Raw genomic sequence first — 7,346 nt, 5'->3', positions numbered from 1 at the left:
AGCGGGCAGCGGGCAGCGGGCAGCGGGCAGCGGGCAGCGGGCAGCGGGCAGCGGGCAGCGGGCAGCGGGCAGCGGGCAGCGGGCAGCGGGCAGCGGGCAGCGGATGATCCAGTCGAGGAACAGCTTCGGCAAGCTGACTCGGCGGCGAATGCACAACGATTCGCCAAGCGGCGCAACCTGATCGAGGGTCAGCCGTCTTCGGCTACCCGAGCCGACCAAGCGGTCACTCGATTGGTGGCGATCCAGATCACCTTATGGGGCCGGAACATTCGCGCGGCTGGCGCGTTGTACAGGGTGTCGGTACGGAGGTGCCCCCGGGCCTCACCTTCTGCCTTCCAGGAATACCGGTCCGGCCGGAGCCTGGTCGTGCCACTCGCCGCGAGGCGGCCCCCGTACCGGCGCAGAACTACCCGCTCCGCGCGACTGCTCCCCCCAGGCGCGGAACGGGATCCGGTGCTCCTGCTCCCGCCGGCCTGGTAACCCCCAGCCGGTCCGGAGGAGAGCGGGAGCACACCCCCGGCCGCGGGAATGTTCTTGGCCCGCAACGAGTTGTACCGAAGAGCGGCAACACTGACAACCGAGCCGAGTCCGCCGGTCAGCCGTCGGTGCGCGGGACGGTCCAGGTGGGACTGTCCGCACCGAACACACCGGTTTCTCCCAGCCACCCCGTCCGTTGCGGCATCTCCCCCAGTGCCCCGCGCGGACGGGGATCCCGCGCCCCCGCTCCGGCTCCCGCAAGCCGGACGCGCGGGGCGCTCAGACCACCTCGCTCGCCGCGCCACCCCTCCCCCACGGTCGCGCGAGCGGGGACATGTGCCCGCCCGGCCGCCGGATCCCGACCGAACCGGCCGGGGCGGGCACCCCCAAGGCCAGCCCCTTCGACGCCGGGTCCGTCGATGCAGCTCAGTCGGCGCGGGTCAATCAGTGCGGGTCAATCAGTGCGGGTCAATCGGCACCGCTCAGTCGGTGCAGGCCACTCGGCGCAGCTCAGTCGGCGCAGGTCAGTGAGCACGGGTCACTCGGCGCGGGTCAGTCGATCCACTCGCGGGCATCCCGCAGCAACCCGAGCATCCCGGAGACCAGCCGCATCTGGTCCACCGTTCTGATGTCCGCCTCGAGCAGCTTCGGGGAGCACACCAGGACCGCGACGGACTGCGCGCGTGAGAGAGCGACATTCAACCGGTTGCGGGACAACAAGAAATCAAGGCCTCGCGGCAAGTCTACCGCCGAAGAGGACGTCATTGTCGTCACCACAACGGGTGCTTCTTGCCCCTGGAACCGGTCGACGGTGCCGACCCGGACGTCGCCGAAACCAGCGTCGGACAGGGCGCGCGTCACTACTCGCGCCTGCAGGTTATACGGGGCTACGACTAGGAAATCAGCGTCCGTGAGCGGTCGGCCCTCCCACGAACGGCCGTGCAGCGACTTGATCACCGAGACCACTTCCTCGGCTTCCTCCACCGAACGCGTGGTATTCCCGCTGTGCTCGACCGTCGCCAGATAGAGACCCGACGGGAAGCCGTCGACCGAACGTTCCGCAGTGGGATGCGAGTGCAGCAAACCGGCGTACGACAGGTTCGAAACCGGCGCACACACGGCGGGGTGCATGCGGCGCGTCAGGTCGAGGAAATATCCCAGTTCCGGCGGAATGATGTCCGCGTCGCCGATCAAGTGGCCGAGCGCGGACGCCTCCGCGCCTGCCGGGTGCGTGCCCTGCACCACCTGCGGCAGCTGCTGCGGATCCCCCAGCAGCACAACGTTTTTCGCGCACATCGACACCGCCAGCGCGTCCGCGAGGGCGAATTGGCCGGCTTCGTCGATCACCAGGACGTCGAAGGGTTCTTCGCGCACGGCGGCGTTGGCGAACGTCCAAGCTGTGCCGCCGACCAGGTGACCGGTGTCGTGTTCTTCACGCCACCGCACCAGCGCGTTGTTGTTTTTCGGTTGTTCCCAAGGCAATTCCGGGTCTGGCGTCCGCTTCACGCGCTTGGCGCAGGCCATCTCCGGCGCGTTCTCCATGGCCGCCGAGAGCACGTTCTCGACCGCTTTGTGACTGTTCGACGTGACGCCGACCGTCCGGCCCGAACGCACCAGGTGCGCGATGAGTTTCCCGGCCAGGTAAGTCTTTCCGGCTCCGGGCGGACCTTGGACGGCGAGTACGGAACCGTCGAGCTGATCGACCGCGGTGATCACCGTGGCGACCAGATCTTCCCCCGGTTCGGGCAAACCGCCGCGCAACCGGGGGACGCGGCGGAGCAGGTCGACGCCGGGGTGTGACGGCAGCGCGGGCAGCGTTTCCCCCACCAGCCGGGCGAGATCGGCTACCGCCTCGTCCTTCGGCGACGGGCGGACGGGGCTGCCCGGCAGGACCGCGGCGGGAAGGTCGTTGGACGTCCGATCCGGGGCGCTGCTCTCTTCCAGGGTCACTTCGACGGCCGTCGCGGACACGACTTTCGCGTCGCGAGCATCGGCGCCGTAACGCAATCGCACGTCGTCGCCGGGTGCGAACGGATGCGGACGGTCCGGGTCGCACCGCACGGCCAGCGTGCGTTTCGCGGTGCGCAGCCGGCCGGACGGCGGCACCCACTCGCCCGCGGTCACCGACACCGGGACCGCGCAGGTCGTGTCCACTTCGAGGTCGCCGAGCGGGGCGGCCAGCTGCCGGAAGAACTCCCACCACGCCGGGTTCGTCTCGCGCCGGTGGTAGCCGACGGACGCCGCCAGCAGCGCGCGGGCGTGGTCGTCGGGGGTGAAATCCGCGGGGTCTTCAGGGAGGCCGTCCAGGAGCGGGTCGACCAAAGCCGCCATCGCGGCGGCGCGTTCGGCCCGGCGCTGGGCGGCTTCCTCTTCTTCGGTGCGGCGGAGGAGAGCGTCCACTTCGGACTCGGGGTCCGGTTCGGCCAGGTCGATTCCGGCCTCGGCGCGCACGCGGTGGAGGAATTCGTGCAGGCGCAGGGTGGAGACGCAGTCGTACTCGTTGTAGTCCGCGATGCCGCGCAGGATTTCGTCGGCCTGTTCGGTGTTCCCGGCGGAGGAGAGCGTCAGGTAGTCCTCGTATGCCTCGATGCTCGACGCTGCTGTTTTTACCTCGCCGTCGCGGGCTTCCGGCATGTACAGTGGTTCTAAATACTTGATCGAATACGACCGCTGTCCTACCCGCAAAGCCTTGCGTACCACGGCATACAGGTCGATCATCGCGCCGCTGCGCAGCAGCTCGTCCACGGCTTCCTCCCGCGTGCCGTGGACGGCGGCGAGCCGCTTGATCGCCGTGACCTCGTACGGCGCGTAGTGGTAGACGTGCGCGTCGGGGTGTTCCGCGAGCCGTGCGGTCGCGAAGTCGATGAACTCCTCGAACGCCCGTTTCTCCTGCGCGCGCGAGTGCGCCCAGAACGGGGTGAAGCGCTCGTCCGGGGTGACCGCGCCGAAGAGGTACTCCAGGCCGGTGCCAGCCACGGCGTACGGGTCGCCTTCCATGTCGAAGAAGACGTCGCCGGGGCTGGCTTCGGGCAGTTCGGCGAGCGCGTCCGGGGCGATGATTTCGTAGGCCAACTCACCGGTTTCGTCCTGGCGGACCTGGATCGCGGCCTGCGCGCGCAACGAGGCGAACGTGCCCTCGGACATGTCGCGCGGACGGTCGGCGGGTTCGGAGCCGGCGAGCGCGTCGATGGTGCCGAGCCCGGCGGTCACCAGCTTGCGCCGCTGCTCGCTGCGCATCCCGGCGACCAGCGACAGGTCCCGGTCGGCCTCGCGCGCGGACGAACAGTGGTCGGCGAACGCACATCCAGTGCACGCCGGACGCTCGTCGGCCCAGACCCGGTCCGGCAACTGCGGCGGACGGTCCTGCAACCGGTCGCGGAGGCGGTCCACGAGCGGGAGGAAGTCGTCAACGCGGAGGCTGCGCGTGCTGCCGTCGCCGAGCAGCAGGTGCATCTCCGGTCCAGTGGGCCAGCCGCCGCGGCGCAGCGCGTCGGCATACGCAGTGAGCTGCACGACCGCGGACGGCTTGGCGTGCCGGGCGAGTTTCGTGTCGTAGACCTCGTAGCGGCCTTGGTCGTCGCGCAGGAGGAAATCGGCGCGTCCGGAGAACTCGCCGTCGTGGAACACCGCCTGGTAGACCACCGGCGCGCCCGCGCGCAACGCTTCCTCGGTGGCCTTCGCCGCGACGACCGGATCGTGCTCCTCGATCTCGACGACCTGCGTCCGCTCGTCGCGCAACCGGCTCAGCGTGGCCGCCTCGTGCGCGCGCCCGTGCTTCACCGCCAGCCGATCGGGTGCGGAACTGGGCCGCGGCGCGCCGGGTATCCCCGCCGCCAGCGCCTGCTTGAGGATGCTCCGGTGCTCGCATTCGAGCAGGTCAGCGAGATCAGACGGCGTGTACATCGCCCGGCAGTCTGTCACGCGCGATGGTGACCCCTTGCGAGGCGGGGTGGCGACACGCCGCCCGGAATTGTCGGTGGTGGGTGGGATGATCTTGAGGTGGTCAGGAGCGGGAGCTGAGGAGGTGGAGGTGAGTGCTGGAGCGGAGGTTGTGAGGGGATGAGAGTGGGCTTGGTGGCGCTGTTGGTCTGAGGTGGTGTGGTTGGTCGCGGGTGGCGCGGTTGGCCTGACGTGGTGTGGGTTGGTCGCGGGTGGCGCGGTTGGTCTGAGGTGATGCTGTTAGACGGGCGTGGTGCGGTTGGTTGACGTGGTGCGGTTGATCGGAGGTGGCTCTCGTTTGGAGTCTGCGCTGAGTAGCTCTTGGTGATCTGCGAGCTGGCGGGGTTGGTCGTGTCGTTCGGCGGGGTGCACACCGTCCGGGCGAACTCGGCAGGCGACTCGCGATTCGCTACGGCACGGAACTGCCTGGCCACTGAGCGACCTGGCCACCGAGGTGGCTGGGCGACCTGGCGACCTGGCGACCTGGCGACCTGGCGACCTGGCGACCTGGCGACCTGGCGACCTGGCGACCTGGCGACCTGGCGACCTGGCGACCGACGGAGTCTGGACTCATGGACGAAACCTGCCTCGGGTGCCGCGAACCTGGGTGCCAGGTCGTGGAGACCTGAGCCCATTGGCGGGTAGCGCAGTCGACCATGCTGCCCGGCGAAATGCGCCGCCCCCGGTGACTGCGGCGGGGAGGAGCGCCGTCGGCGGCGATGCGGATGGCAGCGTGGAACGGCCGCGCAATCGCCGAGCCAGGCTCGCGGGCGCCGACGCGTGTCTCTGCCAGAGCGGGCGTTGGCGCGAGGTCGTGGAACCCGCTGGTGAGCGGCGTTGCCGGTCATGTCGTCGCGCGAAGCGAGCGGCGTTGCCGATCATGTCGCTGCGCGAGGCGAGCGGCGTCGTCGATCATGTCGTTGCGCGAGGCGAGCGGCGTTGTCGGCCATGTCGTCGCGCGAGGTGCGCGCCACCCCGACAGTCTCGGCAGGGCGGCGCGCCATCCGCTACGGCGTCGGGCGGTTGAGCAATCGCTCGAGCCAGGACTCGCGCGCCGTGACACACGCTTTGGCCAGGGCGGATTGTGGTGCTAGGTCGTGGAAGCCGTGGAACGCACCGCCCCAGACGTGGAGTTCTGCGTCGCCTCCGGAGGCCCAGATGGAGGTTGCGAAGGCTACGTCCTCGTCTCGGAAGACCTCCGCCGCGCCGACGTCGATGAAGGTTGGCGGGAGGCCGCTCAGGTCGGTTGCTCGGGCGGCTGCTGCGTAGGGCGAGACGTCGGCGGTTCCGCGGCGGTCGCCTAGGACTGCTGTCCATGCGGTCAGGTTGCTTGTGCGGTCCCAGACGCCGGTGCCGTCGTACTGGCGGGACGACACTGTCTCGTTGCGGTCGTCGATCATCGGGCATTGCAGCAGCAGGCCTAGCAGCGGCGGGCCGTTGCGGTCGCGTGCCAGTAGCGCGGTTCCGGCGGCGAGACCTCCTCCGCCGCTGCCGCCGAACATGATCAGGCGGTCGGGGGCGAAGCGCAGGGCGTCGGCGTTGGCGGCCATCCATCGCAAGCCCGCGTAGCAGTCCTCGACGGGTACTGGGTCGGGATGTTCCGGGGCCAGCCGGTATTCGACGGTGACGGCGACTGCGTCGTGCTTCAGCACCCAGTCGATCAGCGGGTCTGCGGCGGCGAAGCGGTCTCCCATGACCATTCCGCCGCCGTGCAGGTGGTAGATGCCGACGTCTGGGGTGCCGTGGTCCGCGTGCGCAAGGACAGAGACCTCGATCGCCACGCCGCCGTAACCGGGGATCGTGTGGTGTGTGCAGCGGACCGGGCGGTCGGCGATTTGTTCTTCGATGGTGGGGAAAGGGAGGCTTCGGTAGTGCGGCAGCTGGTCTGCTGTCATGCCGACCGGTACGCCGCCGTCGAGGGTCGGCAGGATCGCTGCTAGTTCTGGATCGAAAGGGGGACGCGGCATTTCCTGCGTCATGAGTGCTCCTGAGCGTCATCGGTCCCCTCGTCGCGTATCGGCGCATGGCTGAGCGCACGCGTCGGAGCGCGCGAGGAGAGAGTGGTGGTGGAAAGAGTTGCTGCCAAGGCACTCGTCGGCCGGTACGCCGCCGAGAACCCGGCGGCTAGCCTCTGTCCACCTCGATGAGCATGTCGCGAGTTTACCTGACTGCCTGGGCATCCCGTGCTGAGTTTCTCGGGGATCGCGCTCGAAGCCTGTGTCGGGTAAGGACTTTGGGCAAACTCCGGGCGGGACAAGTCTCGACGGGTGCAGAATGGGCGGTCGTGACGGTCATCCTTTCCCTGCCCCGAACCGAATCCGAGGCAGCCTTGCGGCTGCGGCCGTGGCGGTCGGAGGATCGGCAGGCGCTGGTCGCCGCGCATCGCGATCCGCTGTTGCGCCGCCGGTTGATGACCCCTCTCACCGAGGACGGCGATGCCCGGCGGTGGTTGGACGCCCAGGTATCCGGCAGGGAGTCCGCGACACAGTTCAGTTTCGCGGTGGCGGCTGACGACGACATGCCGCTCGGGCACATCGTCGTGAAGGTTCGGGACGCTGGGGCCGCTGAGGTCGGGTACTGGATTGCCGCCCAGGCTCGGGGTCGGGGAATCGCTGCTCGGGCGTTGGAAGTCGCGTCGCGGTGGGCGCTCGGCACGCAGCGGTTCGTTTCGTTGAGCCGACTGGACTTGCTGCATGCCGAGGACAACCCGGCGTCCTGTCGGGTCGCGGAGAAGTGCGGCTACGTCCTCGACGGGCTGCTGCCGCCCGCGCCTCCGGACTTTCCGGTCAGCGGGCACCGGCACGTGCGCACCTCGGGAGGCTGAGTGCCAGTCGGAGCTGTTAACCGCCCTTCGGGAGGCTGAGTGCCAGCCGGAGCGGTTAACCGCCCCTCGGCTGAGAGCAAGTGGCGGCGGTGGGCCGAACAGGCAA

The 7,346-nt window shown here is 69.3% G+C and carries 3 protein-coding genes; 1 reads left to right on the top strand and 2 read right to left on the bottom strand.

The window, feature by feature from the left end; all coding sequences use genetic code 11:
- Positions 1-1,029 precede the first annotated feature (1,029 nt).
- Both ABZX37_RS29680 and ABZX37_RS29675 read right to left on the bottom strand, forming a co-directional pair.
- Positions 1,030-4,380, bottom strand: coding sequence for a TM0106 family RecB-like putative nuclease (locus ABZX37_RS29680; RefSeq protein ID WP_354745041.1), 3,351 nt, complete (start codon positions 4,378-4,380; stop codon positions 1,030-1,032).
- Positions 4,381-5,423: 1,043 nt separating this feature from the next.
- Positions 5,424-6,395 carry an alpha/beta hydrolase gene (locus ABZX37_RS29675; protein WP_354745039.1) on the bottom strand — a complete coding sequence of 324 codons (972 nt, stop codon included), beginning with the start codon at positions 6,393-6,395 and terminating at the stop codon, positions 5,424-5,426.
- Between the two features lie 305 nt (positions 6,396-6,700).
- On the opposite strand from ABZX37_RS29675, the gene ABZX37_RS29670 reads away from it, so the two are divergent.
- Positions 6,701-7,240, top strand: coding sequence for a GNAT family N-acetyltransferase (locus tag ABZX37_RS29670; protein ID WP_354745037.1), 540 nt, complete (start codon positions 6,701-6,703; stop codon positions 7,238-7,240).
- The last annotated feature ends 106 nt before the right edge of the window (positions 7,241-7,346 follow it).

This window comes from Amycolatopsis sp. NPDC004079, from assembly GCF_040610415.1.
Lineage (GTDB): Bacteria > Actinomycetota > Actinomycetes > Mycobacteriales > Pseudonocardiaceae > Amycolatopsis > Amycolatopsis halotolerans.
The sequence above is the reverse complement of the archived record's forward strand: the minus strand, read 5'-3'. Positions and strand labels throughout refer to the sequence as shown.